We start from the raw sequence: 22150 nt of genomic DNA on the forward strand, positions 1-22150 counted from the left end.
TGATACCTCTTTGCTGAGAGTATGTCCTATTTTTCAAATCAATAATGTAAAGGGTTACATTTGAAACCCTTTACATTCAATGTATCCGGGTAAGAAATATTTTTATTACCGGCGTGTCGTTATAGGGAAACCTTTGCACTTCCTCCGGATACCCGGAAGATACTGCCGCTATGGTTGAATATAGCATACAGGCATGCGCCGGTACCCTGCGCTACACACAGGGAAGCAGGCAGCAACGGAAGGTTAAGGATGAAAGCAAGCATTGACGATGTAGCCGCTAAAGCCGGAGTATCTACTGCAACAGTCTCCCGCGCATTTTCCCACCCTGAAAAAGTCTCGCCAAAGACACGGGATAAAGTGCTTAAAGCCGCTGAACAGCTTGATTTTTCCATCTCACGCAGCGCAGGGGTCCTGAAATCAGGGAAGTCATACCGGATAGCCCTGCTTGTGGGGAACAGCCGGATAGAATGGTTCACCGCGTCAATCATTGAGGGGCTGAACGCTATATTCCGGGAGGCAGGGTACGATCTGGTCATCTATCCTATTGCAGGGGTCGCTGCGCGGGCTGAATTCTTTGACGATTTGCCAGTCCGGGGGAATGCTGATGCTGTGATCGTTTCATCTTTTGACATCAGCCAGGCAGAGGCCGAAAGGCTGGGTACTGCCCATGTTCCCATAATCGGGATAAACTGTGCGACTTCCCGGGTTTTATCAGCGTCTGTCGGCATTGACGATGCATACGGTATCCGATTAGCGGTACGGCATCTTGCTGCTCTCGGGCATCGTAATATCGCATACGTTTACAAAGAGTTTTCACCGGGACTGAAGTTCAGCTCAGGTAAACGCATAACTGGTTTCACCCATGCCTGCGCAGAGATTGCAGGCATGAAAGGGAAACTCATCCCTGTGTCGCCGGCAGATACAGCCTTCGACACAGCTATATCAGGGATCCTTGGAGAGAAAAACCCTCCTACTGCTATATGCTTCCATCAGGATTCGATAGCGGTCCCCTTCTTTTTCAGGCTCAGGGAAACAGGGATATCAGTCCCTGAGGATATTTCCATTATCGGATTCGACGACAGCACATTTGCCAGGGATATCGGCCTGACGACAATAAGGCAGCTTCCGCGCGAAATGGCTGCCAGCGCTGCGCACAAAACACTGTCACTTATTGAGAAACAGCCTGTCGAAGACCTGCATGGGATATTCCCTACGCAGCTGATCATAAGAAATTCAACTGCCCGTCCACGCAAAACGGGGAAGCTGCTTAAGCCGCGAAACTAAAATCGGGAAGCGGGCATCGGACGGCCTGCACACCATACAGACTGGACTTCCCATGTATCACGGTTGCTGAGAAGTATATCTGCCGCATACCCCGGAGCGGCCAGGCCAAGAGGAGCTCCTGTAACATCATTTGGCCGGTCAAAACCGAAAGCTTTTGCTGGAGTAAGGGTTGCAGCTTCCACGGCATCAGCCGGTGCGATACCCTGCTCAATAACGGCACGCTGCACCGCAGTTTCCAGGAGCAGGGTGGAGCCTGCTATCGCCCCGTTACTCACTAAACGCGCATGCCCGTCAACAACATTGACATCAAGCGATCCAAGCTTATACGCCCCATCCAGGCATCCTGTTGCAGCCATGGCATCAGTTATGAGCGCAATGCGATGCGGAGCCATTGCAAAAGCGAGCTTAATGACCGGATCCTGCACATGGAACCCGTCGTTGATCATCTCAATCGTGATGCGCGGGTCTTCAACAGCCGCCGGGATGGGCCCGGGATCGCGGTGATGGATGCCATTCATGGCATTAAAGATATGGGTCATAATGCCTGCACCAGCATCGAATGCCCGTTGAGCTGTTTCATAATCGGCATCACAGTGTCCTACAGCCGGGATCACACCGGCCCCGGCAAACTGCCTGACAGCGCTGATGCCGTGAGGGAGTTCGGGAGCTATGGTGATCTGGCGCATACAGCCGCCGGCACTTTCCAGCAGACGGTCAACAAGCTGCGGCACAGGGTCTTTAAGGCACTGCGGATCATGGGCGCCCTTGCGTGCAAGCGCAAGGAACGGACCCTCAAGATGCGCACCCAGGACATCAGGGCGGTCCGCCATTACCCGCCTGACTGCCGCCACATTCCTGCACATCACATCTATCGGGTTTGTGATCAGCGAAAGTACCTGGCGGGTAGTCCCATGCACCATATGTCCCGCTCTTGCCAGCGAAATCGCTTCAGCACCATCATCATATGCGTGTGCCCACGCTCCATGCGCATGGATATCTATATATCCGGGGGTAAGCGTGCTTCCTGCGGCATCAATAACAGCCATACCGGAATCGTCCCCATCTGCATTTTCAGCTGAAAACCTGCGGAGAGCAGCCTCGAAATCGCCGTTGCGCGTACCGGCAGCAGCTATAACACCGTCCTCCGAAATAAGCCAGAAGTTTTCCTGGATACCACGCGCATCAATTTTACGGGCATTCCTGACCGCAAAACGGCCGGGCTTTTTGCCGAAAGCCTGTGAAACCTGCCCCGCGGTACGCGCCTGTACACCCGAAACTCTGCCGGAGCCACTATTTGCGGTATCCCCGGAAAGAGAAACGCCATGCCGATAAGTTGCATGTGCCTGGTCCATAGCTCCCCCTTGCGGACTGTTAACTGTTAATCTGCCGCCCATTGCCAGCTGAACGGCTGGCGGCTATGCGGGCTGCAATATGCTGCGCCTCCACAGCTGCCATTGTGCGGGTACCGGCACCATAGCCAGACCAGCACTGCAAGTACTGCCTTTATCATACGGGCATACCCGGTCATCATCAGCTGCCTTATCACTTCAGGAACAGCACCTGAGCGGCACTGATAAGCAGCGGGAAAATGCCCGTGGCCATTACGGGGATCATGGCAATGCCCGACCATGTATATCTGTTTGCATAGGAGTATGCTGCTGAATTGTCCGGGCCATTATCGTGATCGTGCAGATCATTATTATTGCGCAGATTACCATTGGCATTGCCCCCGGCAGTATCCCGGATGCTTTCCCCGCTGCCGGCCTCTATCTCATTTTTGACCCAGAGCGCGCTGACTCCCATAAGGATGATCACAGACAGCGCTACTACAGCTGTCACAGCCCAGGCAAAAGCGGGATGTGCGGAAAAAATGCCGCCCAGGCCTCTCGGCGAGGGGAAAACACCCCACCCTGCAGCAAACAGCCCCATTGCACCTGCTGCAAGTGTCGATGACAGCGATGCAATCAGATGCCTGCGTTCCCTGCGGAGAAGTTCAACGAGGAATGCACCCACGACCATAACAGCTGTTGCGGTGCCTATCCCAGTGAGCCATGTTTTAATATCTGCAGCAATGATTGCCATGCATAGTCCCGCGCAGGCTTCCCATATAGCAGCTATCCTCGGGACCAGCATAGTGGGCGACACGCGCCCGAACGGATAAAAATATGCATAAACGATAACTATAAAGCACGCTGCTGCAGCGGTATAGATGCTGAAAGGCCCGCGTCCCGGGGTAAGGTACCTCAGGATAACCATGCACAGCATTATCGCAGATGCTATGCTGTGGGTACGCCCGATACTTTTGCGCGCATTTGGCTTCTGTTGCGGAACTCCAGGCGTTTCAGCACCGGAAAGGGGCCCATCGGGAGAAGGCCTGCTGGAGGAAGGCCCGTCAAACGGAGATCCCTGAGAAGTATTGGCAGCCATAGAGTGTATGCCTCCCTGCTCATGCCCTGAGCTTTTGCAGTTTTCACGTACCTATCCGTAAGTTTAATGCATTGCATAGCCGAAGCGCGCATTCTCCAGGCTCACCCAACTCAGCGATACTATCTGTCCCGTCAGGCTCACCCAACATGCATATCGTACTGCCGTCAGATAACTTACGAAGCTCATCCGGCATGCGGATACGGCCCGTACGTTCCATGCGGACAACTGATACAGGACTGCGTTTCTTTGAGTTGGGTGAGCCCATCGAATGGGAACGTTGAGTACATGGACAGGCCGGACAGCAGGTATCCCCCCACGCGGAGACACCGTACGGGATCAGCCGGGACATCTCCCATGTACCTGCATGTTGGGCGAGCGCATATGCGCCCGATCCCGCATGTGGCTCCAGAGCTTCGGTTCACGTCGCGCCTTCGCTCACGTTCGCCCCACCATTATAAAACCCTTGCTTATCCTCGCTCGTGTTCACCCTCCGCTCATCGTATTGGGCTATATCACATTGTGCTGCCATCGATTCTGCGATACCATTGCACTATGTCGAGGGAATCCAAAGCGGAACGATACAGGCGCATGCACGGCGAATACAGCATCCTGTGCTCAATCTATAAAAACCCCGCCTCGGCACTAACCTTCCGCAACCCATTCGAGCTCCTTATCGCCACTATGATGAGCGCACAGACTACCGACGTACAGGTCAATAAAGTAACGCCGGAACTTTTCAGCCGCTACCCCACACCTGAAAGCCTTGCAGACGCCCCTGTCCAGGATGTCGAACAGATCATACGGACTATCGGCTTCTACCACACCAAAGCGCAGCGGGCAATCATCATCGCAAACGAGCTTGTTCAGCGTTTCAATAGTGAAGTACCTCACACCATGGAAGAGCTTACGACGCTACCTGGGGTAGGCCGCAAAACCGCAAATGTCGTGCTCGGCAATGCTTTTAACCTTCCCGGGTTCCCGGTCGATACGCATGTTATTCGCGTGACTAAACGCCTGCACTGGCGCAGCGACTGGCGTTCTGCAAAGAGCGATCCCGTCAAGATCGAAAAGGAAGTCACAGCAGCATTCCCGCCGCAAGAGTGGAAAGATCTGAGCCATCGCCTCATCAATTTCGGACGCGATACCTGTCACGCACGCAAACCGGAGTGCCTGATATGCCCCCTACGTGAGACATGCCCGAGTTTTGGATTGTATATTTAATCATATTTGGCCGGAGCGCAGGCTGTTTGATGCATAAAAACCGCATATTTTCAGGATTCTTATACTCTCCGAGGAATCAGCCCGCGGCAGCAGGCCGGCACGCCGACCGCGTAAAATCCCGTTACGTTTGATATGTTTCGGCATGTATCAGTAAACTTATACATTATGAGATTTGATTTCGGTGAGCCGACGCGCCACAGCCACGGTATAAAGGCTGAAGACGCGGAAAGACTTACTATGGGAAGAAAGTCTCACAACCCAGGGAATATTAATAAACCGGCAGATGCCGAGAAAACAATATTAGAACATTCAGAAAATATTGAGGATACAGTAACCTCTTCTCCCGCTCCCCAGAGTACCATTGAACCTGTGGGAACTATTGATCCGGATGATTCGCACAGGCGCCCGTCCCAAGGCACCGCAACCCTAAGGCGCGATCGCAGGGCCAAAGGGGCCGTTCGCGCAGCCCACGCAAGGCCTGCAGAAAACCAGCAGTTTACGGGCGGTCCGGCTTCCGATACAGCTTCAAACGCAGTCCCCAATTCCAGCGCAGCTTCCTCTGCATCTGCTGCGCTTTCTCCCACAACGCCCCGCCAGTGGCTTATCTTCGTGGCCCTCACTGTTGTATTCAGCCTTATTGCCTATATTGCTTACGGATTCATTATTTACGGGAAAGTCCTGCTCCCCTGGCAGGACAACACTCCAACAGTAACTGTCGGAGTAGGCGTGGCACCCAAAAATCTTAATCTTGCTGCTTCTTCCAGTGATCCAACGAGCCAGGCGCTTCTCGGGAACGTATATCAGCCTCTCCTGCAACGTGAGCAGACTAAAAATATCCCTGCGCAGACATCCCCCCTGCTGAAATCATGGTCAATAAGCAGCAACGGCCTCGAATATACTTTCACCCTTAAAGACAATGTATATTTCTCCAACGAGAGGAAGATGGATGCGAACGATGTAGTATGGTCGCTCCGCAACGGGATCCGGAAAAAGTACCCTGGATACGATGAGCTGAAAGATGCGCAGTCCATCTCTGTTTCGGGGGATAACACCGTCAAGATCACGCTCAGCTCCCCCAAGCCGCATCTGGCATGGCTCCTTACCGGGCGCGTAGGGGCCGTATACAGCAGGGCAGAAGGAGGGGCCAAGGATTCCAGTGCCGTCGGAACCGGCCCTTACACCGTCAAATCTTTTGAGCAGGGCAGGAAACTGCAGCTGAAAGCCCGGATAGACCATCAGTACCGCGCAGCGAACACGAATGATGTCAATTTCGCCTACTATTCAGATGCTGATGCTGCGCTGAAAGATATCAGGAGCGGGAAAATTGATGTGTACATCCCCCCGCAGCCAGTAGCCGCGTCAGCAGTATCGCAGGCCCAGAAAGATAGCAGCCTCGTAGCAGATACTTCCGATACCAGCACGCGGGTAGCGCTGGCATTCAACGGGAGCGCGGATTCCAAATTCTCTGAGCAGCACGCTCGCGAGGCCTACAGGGATATCGTCAGCAAACCTACGCTCATTAATGGCCTGGGATACTCCGCTTCCCCGATAACCGGCCCTATACCGACTGTTGATCCGGGATACGAAGACCTCAGTATCAGGTATCCACAAGATATCAGCAGTGCACGCCAGAAACTCCGGTATTTCAATTTTACCTCAAGCACGCTCGTCTACCCCAGGAGCATGGGGCCGAAGATTGGCGAGCTGCTTAAAGCGCAGTTTGCCGCAGCAGGGCAGAAAATCACCGTTAAAATGCTGGACGATGCAGAATACCATACCCAGGTCGAAGTCAAAAAGAAATTCGATATAACCCTTGTGCGGTATACCTCAGGCCAGGATCTGGGGACGATAGTCGATCCTAACTATTTCATTGGCTTTACCGACGCACAGACTGAGGCGGACTGGGCAGCGGCACAATCCTCGCGGACTTTGAGCCAGTACTACGCGAACATTACAAAAACTGCCGAACGGATCACAGACAAGGCTGCGCTTGCATGGCTGTATCAGGAGAATGCGGCTGTTATCCGGCGCAACACGATCAGTGCGGTTAAGACGACATCCCCCGCGTCCTATCTGCCCCTATCTGCCGGATTGCAAAAGAAAAAATAGGGGAGCAAGCAGGATCCCGAAAGCAGGGCAGCCATTCGCTTCGCCGACCGCCGCGGCGCCCGTCCGTGCGCTTCCCTCAGCACTGCACGTACCCATATAACTTTAGATCCTTCCCTCCCTGTACCCCGCTCCCTTCCTGCGTACTCCCTTACCCCTTTCCCTATGCGGCCCCCGCGTACACCCTTGTATGCTTTTACATACTTCCCGCGTACGTCCCCATGTCAGGCCAAAACCGTAAAATTCACATTATGGCTGACATGAGTGAATACTTTGAAAATACTGAAGATTCCGGTAATATTGCCGGCAGCACTGACCGCACCGGTGCAGGGAAGTCTGCGGCTGCAGGGCAGGATGTTATCAGCGCCGCACTGAGCCCCCTTCCTGACCGTGCAGGCGTGGAGGGGCTGGAAAGCAAATGGGCTTCACGCTGGGATTCCGACCAGACTTATAAATTCGGCTATTCCAGCGACCGCAGCAGTGTTTACTCTATTGATACCCCACCGCCTACCGTTTCGGGTTCCCTGCATGTCGGGCATGTATTCTCATATACGCACACCGATATTATTGCGCGTTACAAACGCATGCGCGGATTCGACGTATATTATCCGATGGGATGGGATGACAACGGCCTCCCTACAGAACGGCGTGTCCAGAACTATTACGGTGTGCGCGTAGATGCTTCCCTCAAGTACGATCCCGATTTCAAGCCCCCTTTTGAAGGCACTGAAGGCAAAAAGATCCAGGCCAAAGACCAGGTCCCTGTTTCCCGCCGAAATTTTATTGAGTTATGCGAGAAACTCACCGCAAAAGACGAAAAGCTGTTCGAGAACCTGTGGAGGACCCTTGGCCTATCTGTTGACTGGTCGCAGACATACCACACGATTGGCGAACATCCGCGGCGCGTGGCCCAGCGCGCTTTCCTGCACAATCTGGCACGTGGGGAAGCGTATCAGCAGGAGGCCCCCGGTCTGTGGGATGTCACATTCCAGACTGCAGTTGCCCAGGCGGAGCTGGAAAGCCGCGAATACGACGGTTTTTATCATAAGATAGCTTTCCGCTTTGAAGACGGGGCACCGCTCTATATTGAGACCACCCGCCCCGAACTGCTCCCGGCGTGCGTAGCGCTTATTGCCCATCCAGACGATCCGCGCTACCAGGGATACTTTGGACAGCATGTATATTCCCCACTTTTCCACGTTAAAGTCCCTGTTGTCGCCCATCCGGCTGCTGAAATGGACAAAGGCGCGGGTATAGCCATGTGCTGCACCTTCGGCGATGTGACCGATGTGCAGTGGTGGCGTGACCTCAAACTGCCTCTACGCTCTATTATCCAGCGCAATGGGCGTATTATTATGGATACCCCGGACTGGATAACCGATAAAGCCGGGCGCGGGACCTTTGCACGGCTTGCGGGGAAAACAGCATTCTCAGCGCGTAAGGAAATTGTCGAAGCCCTGCGGGAGTCCGGAGATATGGAAGGCGAGCCGACGCCTACACGGCGTATGGCCAATTTCTATGAGAAAGGCGATAAGCCGCTGGAAATCGTCACATCACGCCAGTGGTACCTGAAGAACGGCGGTACCGACGAAGTGCTCCGCAGCGAACTTATCGGACGCGGCACAGAGCTTGATTTCCATCCGGACTTCATGCGCGTGCGCTATGAGAACTGGGTCAATGGCCTGAATGGGGACTGGCTGATCTCGCGCCAGAGGTTCTTCGGGGTCCCCTTCCCGCTATGGTACCCGGTCAGGGAAGACGGCACTGCAGACTACAGCCATCCGCTGACTCCAGATGAATCAAGGCTTCCTGTAGATCCGGCATCAGATGTGCCGGACGGATACACCGAAAGCCAGCGCGACCAGCCGGGCGGCTTCACCGCTGAAAAGGATATTATGGACACCTGGGCAACCAGCTCCCTGACTCCGCAGATAGTGACACACTGGGGCGAGCAGGGCGAAGGGGACCTGGCGCTGTTCAATGCTACATTCCCTATGGATCTGCGCCCGCAGGGACAGGATATTATCCGCACCTGGCTTTTCAGCTCCGTTGATCGCGCACACCTTGAAAATGGCTGCCTCCCCTGGAAACATACTGCACTGTCAGGCTGGATCCTTGACCCTGACCATAAAAAGATGAGCAAATCCAAAGGCAATGTTGTTGTCCCCAGCGAGCCGATAGAAAAGTTCGGCGCCGATGCAGTCCGCTACTGGGCGGCATGCGCAAGGCTCGGGACCGATGCGGCTTATGAGATCGGGCAGATGAAAATCGGCCGCCGTCTCGCGATCAAACTGCTGAACGCCACAAAATTTGCGTTATCCATTGGGCGCGAAGACGACAGCCACCATGTTGCCGATTCCGCACAGGCTGAGTGGAAATTCTCTAATATTACCGTGCCTCTGGACCGGTCGGTTATGGCCGCACTGGCAAACGTGATTGATACTGCCACGCAGGCACTGGACAGTTATGACCATGCGCGTGCGTTGGAAACTGTAGAGGCCTTCTTCTGGCAATTCTGCGATGACTACATTGAACTTGCCAAGAACCGCGCATACGGTACGGCTAACGCAACAGGCCGCATACCCGATGAGGCCGGGATCCTGTCAGCTCGCACTACGCTGGGTATAGCGCTGGATACATTCGCGCGCCTGTTCGCCCCCTATCTGCCTTACGCTTCCGAGGAAGTATGGAGCTGGATGCATGAGGACAGCGGTTCGGTACACCGCGCGCCATGGCCGGATGCCGGTATGTTCCGCAATGCCGCGCATGGGGTTGACTCTGCAATGCTGGAATGGAGCGGAAATGCGCTCGCTGCCCTTCGCAAGATCAAATCTGAGAACAAAGTCTCCATGAAGACCCCGATTTTGGATGCTACTCTTGAGCTTGCTGAAGCCGGGGCAGCTTTTATACGCGAGGCACTGACTGATATTGCGGAAGCAGGCCGCGTTACGGGGCCTATTACTCTTGCAACAGCCACAGCAGCACCGGCAAGCCCTTCGGAAGAAGCCCAGGATACAGACGCGGTAGTTGTTACCGCAAGCACCCTCGGGGAAGCTCCGGCGAGAGGTAAGCAGTAAAAGTAAGTGCTTACCTCGCCCCCGGCCGTTTTCTTCTGCTGTTTTGCCGGCGAAGTTATAGAAGTTATAAAGGCTACGTAGGCGTCTGCAATCAAGGGACCTATTCCGTGAACCTGTGCTTCTGCGCGCAGACGGCCACGCTGCTGTACCCGGTCTGCGCATAGTTAATGGTAGCCAGTAATAACTGGTGATACTATAGTGATGAAGAAACTTTAGGAGGTCAGTTTATGCCAGGCTCTTCAGAAGATAATTCTTATAATTCTGACGGAAACGGTACATTATCAGGCACTGCATCCCTGCCTGGGAAGGGGGATCCTTCTTCAGCCGCAGTTCCTGATACAGCATTCGATACAGCATCTGATGCTTCCGATCAGTCTCCGCTATCTGCCCTTTTCCTCAAGGCTCACCGAAAGTGAAAGTGCTGCCAGAAACCATCGCCGTATAAACATTACGTGGTGGCAGGCAGTCATTGCTTTTATTGCTGCAATACTCATAGTAGGAACAGGAGGCGCCATAGTGGTCAAAAATGAGATACACTATCAGGAGCAGATGCATGCCCAGCGCGAGCTGGAGCTCTATCAGGAAATGAAGCGGATCGTACACTCTGAGGAATGCCGGAAAATTATTGAAGCCGGACTGAAATGGTTAGATCCACAAGCCTTGAGCGGCCAGGGTGTCATCAATTCTTACGAAATTGATGACACTTCAATCAAATCAAATCCTATGGGTGGGATTAGCTTTGATACCATCATCAATAAAGACAAAAAACTGGATGTGAGTTTTACCATTGATAAAGATACATCATCATCTGCCGACCCTTCAGCAGGACGACTCGAAGAATCATCGAGTTCTGTATCCGGCGAACTTAGCGCATTACTGAAGGCAAAGTATGGCAACGATTATTTAAGCAAGTAACACAACATATTGATAAGGGGCATAAGTATTATATATGAAGGAATGTTTACCGACAAACAACGTATGCAACTTGCGCGGAAAGAATTCAACGGCATGAATTATATGGTCAATCGCGATGCCACAATTGGCGAAGGGGCCAGTAAAACTTACGTCGGCACGGTTGACAGTTTTGTCCGCGGCAGGACCGGCGTTAACGGGGATAGGGATTCGGGGCTGGATGCACTTGTTGTCAAAGATGAAAGGACAAAAACCGTCTGCATATTATTCCAGGGGTCAAAGGACAGCAACGATTGGGGCAAAAACAACCTTCCCCTTCTCGGCGAGCTTGCCAAAGGTATGGCAAGCAAAAATGCGCCTAAAGATACATCTCAAATCCCTCCTCAGCTTAAAGAATCTGCCAGCTTCGTGAAACAGGTAATAAATAATAAGGAGTATGCTGGCTATGGCATAGAACTCTATGGGCATCCCTCGGGTCAATAGATGGACAGTACGCCCTTGCCTCCCTTAATAAAGAACAGTCAGCCCGCATCAAAGGCGCGTGGCTGTATGAAGGCCCGAACATTTATTGGGTCTTGCCTGACAGTATGCGCAGCCGTGCCCGTTCGTACGGGAGCAGGGTATCAAACTACGTTGATGACAAGGATCCCATTGCCCAGGGATATGGGGTGCTCGGCGAACACGTCGGCAAGGTATACCATATACAATCCAAATGGGCCATGCCCGGAGTAAATCCGGCGATGCCGCCGGACGACGGCAATAATACCGATAATAACCATTTTATAAACCAGCACATGTGGGGCGGATACCAGTTTACGGAAGATGGCAGTATCGTGCTTGGTAAAACATGGATCTCAAATGCCAAGAACCAGACTATGAAATATCTGAAGGACACGGTCATCCCCCGGATGCTTACAGATTCCAATTTTTCCCTCTCCCCTTCGCAGAATATATTTTTAGATGCAGAACAGGCAGTAGCCGTTACCCAGGCAGTAGAAGAACGGATGGATCTGCTTGAGTTCGATATGGAAGCCCTCCATAAAAAGACGATAGCCAAAGCCAAAAAAGGTTGGGATGATATCGTGAAGTCGCTGAATGAGACTATCGGGATGGGGATGTCACAGGAAGAGCTGGAGCAGGCCCTGGCAAGTACCGGATTTACACGGCAGAAGTTCATTGAAATGATTGAGGCCGAAATAAAGCCTATAGAAGATTCAGTTATGGATATACATAAAGGGATTGAAGAAACAGGACAGCAGACCAGAGAAGGCATCCAGAAAATGGTTGATGCCGATGCCGATCTGGCCCGTACTTTTGACGATTACGGAGGCAGCTTCAGCCAACATTCTTAAACAAAAAATAAAATAGCAGAATGCCCCCGCGTAAAATACGGGGGCATTCATATACTGCAATATTCGTGTGCTGCAATGTACTGTAGTAACACTGTACAGCTGTCAATGCAGCTGGCACAGCTTCAAGCTGGCATTATAAGCCATCGCAGCCTGACACATCAGTTTGAAGCAGTACCCTGAGCCATCAGGGCAAGGAAATCATGATTAGACTTAGTCTGCTTCAGGCGCGTGACCACTTGCTGATAAGCGGCTTCCGGCTCAAGGCCGCCCAATGCGCGGCGCAGGCGGTATACGATCGCAAGCTCCTGCGGAGGGGTGATAAGCTCCTCGCGGCGGGTACCCGATGCATTGATATCGATAGCCGGGAACATGCGTTTCTCGGACAGTTCGCGGGACAGCCGCAGCTCCATGTTGCCGGTTCCCTTGAATTCCTCAAAGATGACTTCATCCATCTTGGAGCCTGTTTCCACAAGGGCCGAGGAGATGATCGTCAGCGAGCCGCCGTCTTCGATATTGCGGGCAGCACCGAAGAACTTCTTCGGCGGATACAGCGCCTGGGCGTCCACGCCGCCGGAAAGGATACGGCCGGAAGCCGGCTGGGCAATATTGTATGCACGTGCAAGGCGCGTCATGGAATCAAGCAGAACAACTACATCCTGGCCAAGCTCTACCAGACGCTTAGCACGTTCGATAGCAAGCTCGGCAACTGTCGTATGGTCAGTAGCAGGACGGTCGAAAGTCGAGGAGATCACTTCGCCCTGGACCGTACGCTGCATGTCGGTGACTTCTTCCGGACGCTCATCAACAAGCACGACCATGAGATGCACTTCAGGGTTATTCGCCGAAATCGCATTCGCAATATCCTGAAGGGTAATAGTCTTGCCTGCTTTAGGAGGGGATACGATAAGGCCGCGCTGGCCTTTGCCGATCGGCGCGAAAATATCCATAACGCGCCCGGTAAGCTTGTTCTGTGCGGTTTCCATCTTCAGGCGTTCCTGAGGATACAACGGAGTCAGCTTTGAAAACTGCGGGCGGCGGGAAGCCTCTTCTACCGTCATACCGTTGATGGAATCAAGGACCTGCAGCGGTACAAACTTCTGGCGCTTGTTCGGCTTTTCGCCTTCGCGCTGGGGCCTGATGAATCCGCGCACCGCATCACCCTTGCGCAGGCCATATTTCTTGACCTGCCCCATTGACACATACACATCGCTCGGCCCTGGAAGGTATCCGCTTGTACGGACGAAAGCATAGGAATCCAGGATATCAACGATCCCGGCAACAGGGACCATAGATTCAGAAGGCTGCTGGTTGTCTGCCTCGCGCCGGGCTGCGCGTGGAGTCCGGTTGTCGCGGCTGCCGCGCGTATCAGCAGCAGAATCATCACGGCTGCCATCGTAGGCTTTACCCCCGCGGTATTCTTGCTGGTCGGTGCGGTCACGGCGTACCGCCTGACGGTCTTCTCCGCGGCCGCGGCGATCTGCATGTTCTGCGCTTTGCGGCGAAGCTGTGCGGGCGGTATCACCTCCGTTCTGCCCCGAACGGTCCGGGATAGCTGCAAGGAGGTTATTGAGATCAGCATTAAGCTGTGCGAGCTTGTCGGTACCCTCATCTTCAAGGCTGCGGGACCGTGAATCCGGGAGCTCAATACCCAGATCTTCAAGCAGATCCGCAGGCCCCTCTTCAGGTACGGGGTGGGATACACGGACGCGAGGAATGTTTTCATTAGCATTCTTACGTTTATGGCCGCGTGTCTGGCGCGTGTTCCGCGGAGCCTGAGGCCCCTGTCCTGGTACACGCTGCTGGTCAGACTGGTGTTCATTCTCAGCCTGGATAGACGCAACAGCCTCGCTGCGCACATTTTCGATTGCTGCTATAAGCTGCGGTTTGCGCAATGCCGTTATACTCTTCAATCCTACTTTTTTTGCGAGTTCACGAAGCTCCGGGAGCTTCATCTTAGAAAGATCCTGGCTCTCTGCCACTGGACCAACCTTTCTTTGTTCTGATATATACAACCATACTAATGCAGCGCTTAGCGCACATCGGACTTTTCGTATGGGAGACTCATCATTGAAGGTAATCTGATGAATCCATGCCGAACTTGGCTGAATACTTAAACTATAAAACTGCCCTGGGACTAAATCGGGCTCAAACGCACGGCGTGTTCCGCGGCATATCTTTATTGCCGATAATAGAAATGCCCCGGATCCAGACATCCGGGGCACTCTAATCAGCCTTGCAATAGCTCGCTCTGCGTGCTAACGCGCGTTATATGATATACCTACATGCGCATAGCTGCTACCGCCTGTGTGCGCGGTAGAACTGGATAAGCGACTGGGTCGAAGCATCCTGCTGTGCCAGCGCGCTGTCATCCTGGGAGATTGCCGGAGTGATCTCCTTCGCGAGTACCTTGCCAAGCTCGACACCCCACTGATCATAGGAGTCGAGGCCCCATACGGTGCCTTCCACAAGGGTGATGTGCTCGTAAAGGGCAATCAGCTCACCAAGCGCATACGGGGTGAGGGTATCGCCGAAAATAGATGTAGTCGGGCGGTTACCGGAGAAGATACGGGCCGGGACTATGGCTTCCGGAGTCCCCTCTGCACGCACTTCGTCCGCCGTCTTGCCAAAGGCAAGCGCGCGGGTCTGTGCCAGATAATTAGCGAGGAACAGCTCGTGGACATCCTGCCCGCTGTCCTTCACCGGATGAGGCGTGTTTGCAAATGCTATAAAATCAGCCGGGATCAGCCGGGTACCCTGATGGATCAGCTGATAGAAAGCATGCTGGCCATTCGTGCCCGGTTCGCCCCAGAAAATTTCACCGGTCTGATATGTGACCGGGGTACCGTCCCAGCGTACCGACTTACCGTTCGACTCCATGGTCAGCTGCTGCAGGTATGCAGGGAAACGGTGCAGATACTGGTCATACGGAAGTACTGCATGCGATGCTGCACCGAAGAAGTTCACATACCATACATTCATGAGGCCGAGAAGCGCTACAACGTTCTGTTCCAGAGGGGTGCTGGCGAAATATTCGTCGATTGCATGGAACCCCTGGAGGAAGTTCTCAAAATTATCAGGGCCAAGGACTACAGCAAGCGAGGTACCTACCGCAGAATCGACTGAGTATCGCCCGCCGACCCAGTTCCAGAAGCCGAAAGCATTCGCCGGGTCAATGCCGAAAGCTTCGACCTTATCCAGCGCAGTAGAGACTGCAACGAAATGCCTGCGGACAGCATCAGCATCCTGTCCGTCACCAAAAATCGCACCTTTCGCGCGCAGCGAATCGAGCAACCATGTACGGGCGCAGCGTGCATTCGTCAGGGTCTCCAGAGTAGTGAAAGTCTTGGAGACAATAATGAAAAGCGTTGTTTCAGGATCAAGGTCCCTGGTTTTTTCTGCCAGGTCGTTAGGGTCAATATTAGAGACGTACCGTGCTGTGATGCCCGCGTCCGCATAGGGCTTCAGCGCCTCGTACGCCATACTGGGGCCCAGGTCTGACCCGCCGATGCCAATGTTGACAACAGTGGTGATACGCCGGCCGGTAATTCCTGTCCACTCGCCTGAACGCACTTTGCGCGCGAAATCGTAGATCCTGTTCAGCACTTCGCGGACATCTTTAACGGTATCCTGGCCGTCTACTACGAACTTACCTTCGTCTGATTCCGGACGGCGCAGGGCAGTGTGGAGCACAGCACGGTCCTCTGTGTTGTTGATGTGCACACCGTGATACTGGTCCTGGATACGCTGTTCAAGGCCTACCTGGCGTCCAAGGTTTGCCAGCAGCTGAAGGGTCTCCGGAGTGATCAGGTTTTTGGAAAGATCAAAATGCAGGTCGCCTGCATCAAAACTCATCCGCTGTACCCGCTGAGGATCCTGCGCAAACCACTGCCGCAGGCTGATCCCCTGCTGCTGGAGCTGGTTGAAATGCTGCTGGAGCTGCGCCCATGCCTGGGTGCGTGTTGCGTCTACTGGAGGATTGATAGCCATCTGGCTTCCCCTTTCCTGTTTTCTGTTACGTTAATTACGCGATATGGACTGCAATTTACTTACAGTATTCTATAAGATTTGAAGGACACCCGGGCTCCCCCGTATTCTAGTTTTCGGGCTTATTTTCAAGAATTTTTGATACTGCCCTGACATCCTGCGCCCTGGATTTGGGCATAACAAGAAGCGCATCGGGCGTGTCTACCACGACTGTATCTTCAAGGCCTACAAGGGCAACGACTTTACCTGAAGGGGCTTGGGTCGATACCACAAGATTGCCGGACGAACCGACAGAAACCAGCCGCGGGCCGTCTGCCGGCCTGCTGCCGTCTGCCATACCATTGCTGTTCGCCATACTGCTGTTATCTGCAGTGTTATCGTTATCCGCAGACGCCAGAAGTACCCTGTTCCCGTGGCTGTCTGCTACAGGAGCGAAAGATGACAACGACGCAAAATCGCCAATGTCTTCCCACCCAAAATCCCCCGGGACCATAGCAACCCCGCCTTTTTGAGCAACGGGTTCGGCGATAGCATAATCGAATGCAGTCTTTTCGATTTCCGGCCACACCTTAAGCATCGTGCTTTCCTGCTCCGGTGTATCCCATGCGCCTGCTATTTCCATGATCTGCGAGTACATGTGCGGGTGGAGCCTCTCAAGGGCATCCAGGAGGATGCCGGCCTGCATGATGAATATCCCGGCATTCCATCGGTATTTTCCGGAAGCTACGTAAGCTTTGGCCGTATCATGATCTGGCTTTTCAACGAAGCTCTCCACCTTAAAAACTTTGGGGCGGTCCGCTGCGATGCCGGCAGCTGCTGAAGCCGCCCACGCGCGCTCCGTATCTTCAGAATTTTCAGGATCTTCAGGATCCTCGGGATCCCCAGGTCTGCCGATATCAGGGAGGGGCTCCCCTCCGCGGATATACCCGAACGCTGTAGAAGGGCTGTTGGGGGTTATGCCGATAGTCGTTATAAAGCCTGCGCGTGCGGCAGCAATCGCCTGGCTGACTGCCGAACTGAACCTGCCGTTATCTGTTATCACATGGTCAGCGGCGAAAGACCCTACAATAATGGAGCGCCCGTGCCGCTTCGCCAGCACAGCAGCTGCGAGTGCGATCGCCGCCATAGAGTCCCGCCCAACAGGCTCAGCGAATATATTATTTTCCGCAAGCCCGGGCAGCTGGCTGAGGACTGCGTCTGCATAACGCACTCCAGTGCTCACTGCAATATGGCTGCTCCGGCATACGCCCAGAAGCCTGTCCCACGTACTTTGGATCAGGGTGCGGCCGTCTGATATAAGGTCAAGAAGGAACTTGGGCTTTGCTGCACGGCTCAGCGGCCACAGGCGCGACCCTGCCCCTCCCGCGGGTATGACGGCGTAAAAATCCGGGTCTGTATGCATACCCTGTATTATCTCATAGCCGCGTTCCAAGCAGGCGAGGATGCGGCCTCGTGGACAGCACGGATACCGGCAAGCCTGACGCTCACGTTGCCCCGTTTCTAATTTCCTAATCCACAGCTCCGACCCCTCGCCCTTCCCCTCAGACCTGGTATTCACCTCTCCCCTGCGTACACAGCCCGGACCGCGGCAAACCCGCACCGATGGTTGTAGCGAATCCGTGCAGATCTGAACATATACGCTCAAGGTACCGGCATGCTGCTGTACCTTACTTAACCAGTTTATGTAATTTTAATACGCCGGAATTACATACTTACTGTATTTTTATAGAATGCTTATTACCTTCTAATCGCGAACTCATTTATTTCTTGGCACAATCTTAATACCGTCTCCAAAACTGCTAGACTCCTTCTGTATCAATGCCTCCGACGTGACGCGCCGAGGGATTCGTTGTGCCGCAAGCGAAGCCGCATTCGCTGCCACCTTTATGCTCACAGCTTTGTCACCCCTTGCGGTAGACTAAAAACCGCGAGTTGGGGTCAGATCTTTCATGTACTTATTTAGTTTTGGGATAAGTTTCTCTATTCCATGATTGATTTGAATCTTTCTACGCAGATAGTAATAAATAGTATTTATAAAGTAAGGATTAAGGATAATATGCGTATATTAAAACGCCGCACCCTTGCTGCTATTACAGCTGTAGCCGCATTGTTCGGACTTGTCGCTTTTGCTCTTGCGACCCCAACAATGAGCCACGCAGAAGAAGCGACACGTGTAGTAAACATCTCAAAGACCGATAATACCGGGAAAGCACTTGCAGGCGCACAGCTGAAAGTCACCCACAAAGCAGCTGACGGAACCGTTGTTACCGACGCTGAGTGGACCAGCGAAACATCAGCCCATACCCTGAGCCTTGCAGCCGGAACATACACACTTACTGAAGTCCAGGCTCCTGCAGGTTACAATAAGGCTCCTGATCAGACTTTTGAGGTCAAAGCAGTTGCTCCTGAAGTCACCAATAACGGCGGATCTTATACTGTAGGCGAGCATTCGATGCGGATAGATTCATCGCTGATAGCTGACAACGGTTCAGAAACTGTAGGCCCCTGGTACTGCTTCAACTATGGTAAACATCAGCCTCGCGAGGGGAATTCATACACGAAGTCCGAAGGCACCAAGGACCTTTTCGAGAAGATGGCACAGGAGAAGCGCACAGGTGTAGATCTGTATTCCAACGTTCTGCGTGTTATTAACAACGGATATCCGAATAACGCTTCAAAGATCAAAGAGAAATTCAGCCTGAGCAACGAGGACTTCTACAAGGCAACCCAGCGGGCACTCTGGTATTACACTGATTCCTTTGATTTGCACGACAAGAATGTCGGCGATTTTACGCGCGGGCATCTTGACGCTATTGAAGCGCTTATTAACTCGGAGACCCCAGCACCGGCAAATATGACACTGGATCTGTACCGTTCAAAAGATGAAACGATCCAGAACCTGCTGACAACACATTTCCATAAGGCTTCCGACCCGGTAAACGTAACAATGGTCAATACTAAGACTGTTGTACCTCCGACGCCTCCCGTTACCCCATCAGCCCCACCGCAGACCCCTGAGGCTGCTCCTGCGCCAGCTCCACAGAAGCATCTGGCAAAGACCGGTGCCGGCGTATGGGCAATCGTGGCCGGCGGCATTGTTCTTCTTCTTGCGGGCGGTGCTCTTGTACTGCGTCGCCGTGTAACGAAATAGGTTGAGGTAGAAGACGCTTCGTTTGACTACTGGGTTCAGTCAACGAATGATCAGCGCTACTCTGTAGCACTGATGGACAGTCCCTCTGCAGTATCACACTGCGGAGGGACTGTTTTATACTTGCAATATAATCGCAACAGCGGGGGCAAGATTTAGTTTTGATAAAGGCTGCGGCAATGACACAAGCGATATAAAAGACAGCTCATCGCAGATAATGGCAGAAACAATAGCCTGATCTTCTTGTATTTTTGTATTTCTCTTTTTTCCCCTATTCCATAAATGTTTTTGTTCCTATAACAAACCTCTAGTGGTAAAACACGCAGATACAAATCTGTTTTGGCGGTTTCCCGCATTTCTTATTTTTGTATCTGCGTGTTTTACCACCAAGGATAGGCTGCCAGCGAGATACTGCCGGTTAGCCGGGTGAATTGATTAAATTCCTGCCTCTCATTTTCCAATTCATGTAATTTTCTCTATCTTTTACCTCTCTCAATTCTAATATTTTCAAGCTTTTCAGGAAACACTGTAAATTGGGAACAGCGAGCGCTTGGGGATATATTAGTTATTCACTCATCGAAAGACTATATTAAAGATCCTGATCGTGTTGGCGAATATGAAGTAATACAGCAAGGGAATAATCCTGTTGCTGGTTATGCAAACGGTGAGCCGTTTAAAAGGTACACAGAGGTCATACTTTTCGGCGATCATACTGTTTCACTTTATAGACCACAGGGTCCATTTTTTATAGCTACAGACGGAATGAAGATTATCGGTGCAAAAGCAAATTTCAGAAGTACTTATCTGTATTTTGTCCTTGAACGATATAAACCACAGAGCGAAGGATACAAAAGGCATTTAGGTATATTGAAAAAAACTAATGTCAGTATTTCATTAGGTTCTCGTGAGCAGGAGTGTATTGGTTCTTTGTTTCGGTGTTTTGACTCGCTTATTGCTGCGGCTGAGCGTAAAGTACTCCTACTAAAGAAGAAAAAACACGCCTACCTCAACCACATCTTCACCCAACACCTCAGATTCACCGGACACACCACCCCATGGCAAACCAAAAAACTAGGAGACATCTATACTAAAGCAGGTTCTGGAGGAACTCCAAGTACTAGTATCGCTAAATATTACAATGGGAATATCCCCTTTTTAAGTATTGCAGACCTGCATGGAAGATTGATTAAAACAACGCAGAAAATGATTACAGAAGACGGATTGCTCCATAGCGCTACATGGATTGTTCCACAAGGATCAATTGCACTAGCGATGTATGCTAGCGTAGGAAAAGTAGGAATCCTTTCAAGACCCATGGCGACGAGTCAGGCTTTTTACAATATGGTCTTTACAAACGATAGTACACGCAATTTTATTTTTACTTACTTAGAGGAAATGGATTTACAAAGAAAATGGGAAGGCTTAGTATCAACAGGAACTCAACGAAATTTGAATGCAGGCAAGATTCAAAACCTTGTTATTCAAATCCCAGAATGCAACGAACAAAAACAGATCGCCCGTTTCTTCCAAACACTTGACTTCCTTATCGCAGCTGCAGAACGCAAGGTAAGCCTTCTGAAGAAAAAGAAGCAGGCCTACTTGCAAAGGATGTTTATTTGAGGGGTTGCGTGACAGAAGCTTAAATCCTGCCACGCAACCATTAAAGTATTCAAAGCGCCCCGAGGAACTGCATTATCCGATCATTATCCTGGTTTTCCAGCTCTTTGATGATATGAAGGTACGTTCTCTGAGTCGTTGTTATGCTAGAGTGTCCCAGCCGCCTTGCGACAGATGCTACTGACACTCCCGCATATAAAAGCATTGAAGCATGGGTATGCCTTAAGCCATGCATTGAGATCACCGGGATACCGGCTTGATTACACAGCCGTTCCAGGTAGTCGTTAAGTGTTGCATTATGAAGCCGTTTCCCGCGTATGAAAACTAGGTCATCATTCTTAAGGTCTGCCACTAGGTCTCTCAAGTACATGCACGTTTGCCAGTCAATCTGGATCTTCCGCTTTGAAGACACGTTCTTAGTGGGAGCGAACCCTCCTTCATCGGTCTTATAATTCCATGTTTTGTCAATGTTAAGCAGATGTTTCTGAAAATCAATATCCTCTTTCGTAAGACCGAGCGCCTCCGCAAAGCGCAAACCGGTTTTTGCAATCAGTAAGATCAGATAGTCCATAGGTCTTCCCTGAGAAAGATCTAACTGATTTAGAAGCTCTCGCAGCTCAGTTTGGCTGAGAAACTTCGACTTATGTTTACGCTGTGTTGTACCTTTTATGACGACTCGGTGAGAGGGATCACAACGTATGAGACCTTCATCGACCGCGTCGGTGAGAGCAGCCTTTAACTGATGATGGAAATCAAGAGTCGTTTGTTTCTCGTGGCTCTCCGCATACTTATTAAGAAGCTCCTGATATCGTAAACGATTGAGATTATTTAATGTCAGATCCGGAGCAAGCCTTTGTATCTGCTTCTGAGTGATAACATATTTTGCATAGGTAACGTCGGAAACAGCGCCGAGCTTATATACGTGCATCCACTCATTAAAATAGATATGGAACTTCTGGTTTTTATACATGATTTCTTCTTTCTACCCAAGTTATTAGTCGGGTAGAAAGAAGATTACAGCA

The 22150-nt window shown here is 52.0% G+C and carries 15 protein-coding genes; 9 read left to right on the forward strand and 6 right to left on the reverse strand.

Annotation, left to right across the window (positions count from 1 at the left end):
- The first annotated feature begins 249 nt into the window (after positions 1–249).
- The gene (locus ABKA16_RS06170) at positions 250–1284 is read left to right on the forward strand and encodes a LacI family DNA-binding transcriptional regulator (protein WP_380999952.1); all 1035 of its coding nucleotides are present in this window, start codon (positions 250–252) and stop codon (positions 1282–1284) included.
- Here ABKA16_RS06170 and nagA read toward each other — a convergent pair.
- Positions 1281–2636: an N-acetylglucosamine-6-phosphate deacetylase gene (gene nagA, locus ABKA16_RS06175; protein ID WP_380999950.1), complete on the reverse strand. Its 1356-nt coding sequence runs from the start codon at positions 2634–2636 to the stop codon at positions 1281–1283. The genes ABKA16_RS06170 and nagA overlap by 4 nt on opposite strands.
- A gap of 190 nt (positions 2637–2826) precedes the next feature.
- Positions 2827–3711 (reverse strand): hypothetical protein, encoded by an 885-nt coding sequence (locus tag ABKA16_RS06180; RefSeq protein ID WP_380999948.1) that lies wholly within the window; start codon positions 3709–3711, stop codon positions 2827–2829.
- Positions 3712–4263: 552 nt separating this feature from the next.
- Here ABKA16_RS06180 and nth point away from each other — a divergent pair.
- From nth to ABKA16_RS06210, 6 genes are all read left to right on the forward strand, one after another.
- On the forward strand, positions 4264–4932 hold the full coding sequence (nth, locus tag ABKA16_RS06185; RefSeq protein ID WP_380999947.1) for an endonuclease III: 669 nt from the start codon (positions 4264–4266) through the stop codon (positions 4930–4932).
- A gap of 369 nt (positions 4933–5301) precedes the next feature.
- Entirely contained in the window at positions 5302–7041 is a 1740-nt protein-coding gene (locus ABKA16_RS06190; RefSeq protein WP_380999945.1) for an ABC transporter substrate-binding protein, read from the forward strand.
- A 248-nt stretch (positions 7042–7289) separates the two neighbouring features.
- On the forward strand, positions 7290–10115 hold the full coding sequence (valS, locus tag ABKA16_RS06195; protein WP_380999944.1) for a valine--tRNA ligase: 2826 nt from the start codon (positions 7290–7292) through the stop codon (positions 10113–10115).
- 360 nt (positions 10116–10475) lie between these two features.
- Positions 10476–11030 carry a DUF1310 family protein gene (locus ABKA16_RS06200; protein WP_380999942.1) on the forward strand — a complete coding sequence of 185 codons (555 nt, stop codon included), beginning with the start codon at positions 10476–10478 and terminating at the stop codon, positions 11028–11030.
- A 63-nt stretch (positions 11031–11093) separates the two neighbouring features.
- Positions 11094–11510, forward strand: a complete 417-nt coding sequence (locus tag ABKA16_RS06205; RefSeq protein WP_380999940.1) for a hypothetical protein — start codon at positions 11094–11096, stop codon at positions 11508–11510.
- 104 nt (positions 11511–11614) lie between these two features.
- Positions 11615–12379, forward strand: coding sequence for a hypothetical protein (locus tag ABKA16_RS06210; protein ID WP_380999938.1), 765 nt, complete (start codon positions 11615–11617; stop codon positions 12377–12379).
- 158 nt (positions 12380–12537) lie between these two features.
- On the opposite strand, the gene rho is transcribed toward ABKA16_RS06210, so the two are convergent.
- The 3 genes from rho to ABKA16_RS06225 form a co-directional block, all read right to left on the reverse strand.
- A complete protein-coding gene (gene rho / locus ABKA16_RS06215) occupies positions 12538–14331 on the reverse strand; it encodes a transcription termination factor Rho (RefSeq protein ID WP_434156719.1) in 1794 nt (597 codons plus the stop codon).
- Between the two features lie 343 nt (positions 14332–14674).
- On the reverse strand, positions 14675–16366 hold the full coding sequence (pgi, locus tag ABKA16_RS06220; protein WP_380999935.1) for a glucose-6-phosphate isomerase: 1692 nt from the start codon (positions 16364–16366) through the stop codon (positions 14675–14677).
- A gap of 106 nt (positions 16367–16472) precedes the next feature.
- Positions 16473–17765 carry a mannose-1-phosphate guanylyltransferase gene (locus ABKA16_RS06225; protein ID WP_380999934.1) on the reverse strand — a complete coding sequence of 431 codons (1293 nt, stop codon included), beginning with the start codon at positions 17763–17765 and terminating at the stop codon, positions 16473–16475.
- Positions 17766–18419: 654 nt separating this feature from the next.
- Here ABKA16_RS06225 and ABKA16_RS06230 point away from each other — a divergent pair.
- Positions 18420–19514, forward strand: a complete 1095-nt coding sequence (locus tag ABKA16_RS06230) for a Cys-Gln thioester bond-forming surface protein (protein ID WP_380999932.1) — start codon at positions 18420–18422, stop codon at positions 19512–19514.
- A gap of 759 nt (positions 19515–20273) precedes the next feature.
- The gene (locus ABKA16_RS06235) at positions 20274–21131 is read left to right on the forward strand and encodes a restriction endonuclease subunit S (protein ID WP_380999930.1); all 858 of its coding nucleotides are present in this window, start codon (positions 20274–20276) and stop codon (positions 21129–21131) included.
- 49 nt (positions 21132–21180) lie between these two features.
- On the opposite strand, the gene ABKA16_RS06240 is transcribed toward ABKA16_RS06235, so the two are convergent.
- Complete coding sequence (locus tag ABKA16_RS06240; protein ID WP_380999928.1) at positions 21181–22098, reverse strand: site-specific integrase; 918 nt, start codon at positions 22096–22098, stop codon at positions 21181–21183.
- Between the last annotated feature and the right edge of the window lie 52 nt (positions 22099–22150).

The organism is Scardovia wiggsiae (assembly GCF_051045985.1).
In the GTDB taxonomy this organism is placed as follows: Bacteria; Actinomycetota; Actinomycetes; order Actinomycetales; family Bifidobacteriaceae; genus Scardovia; species Scardovia wiggsiae.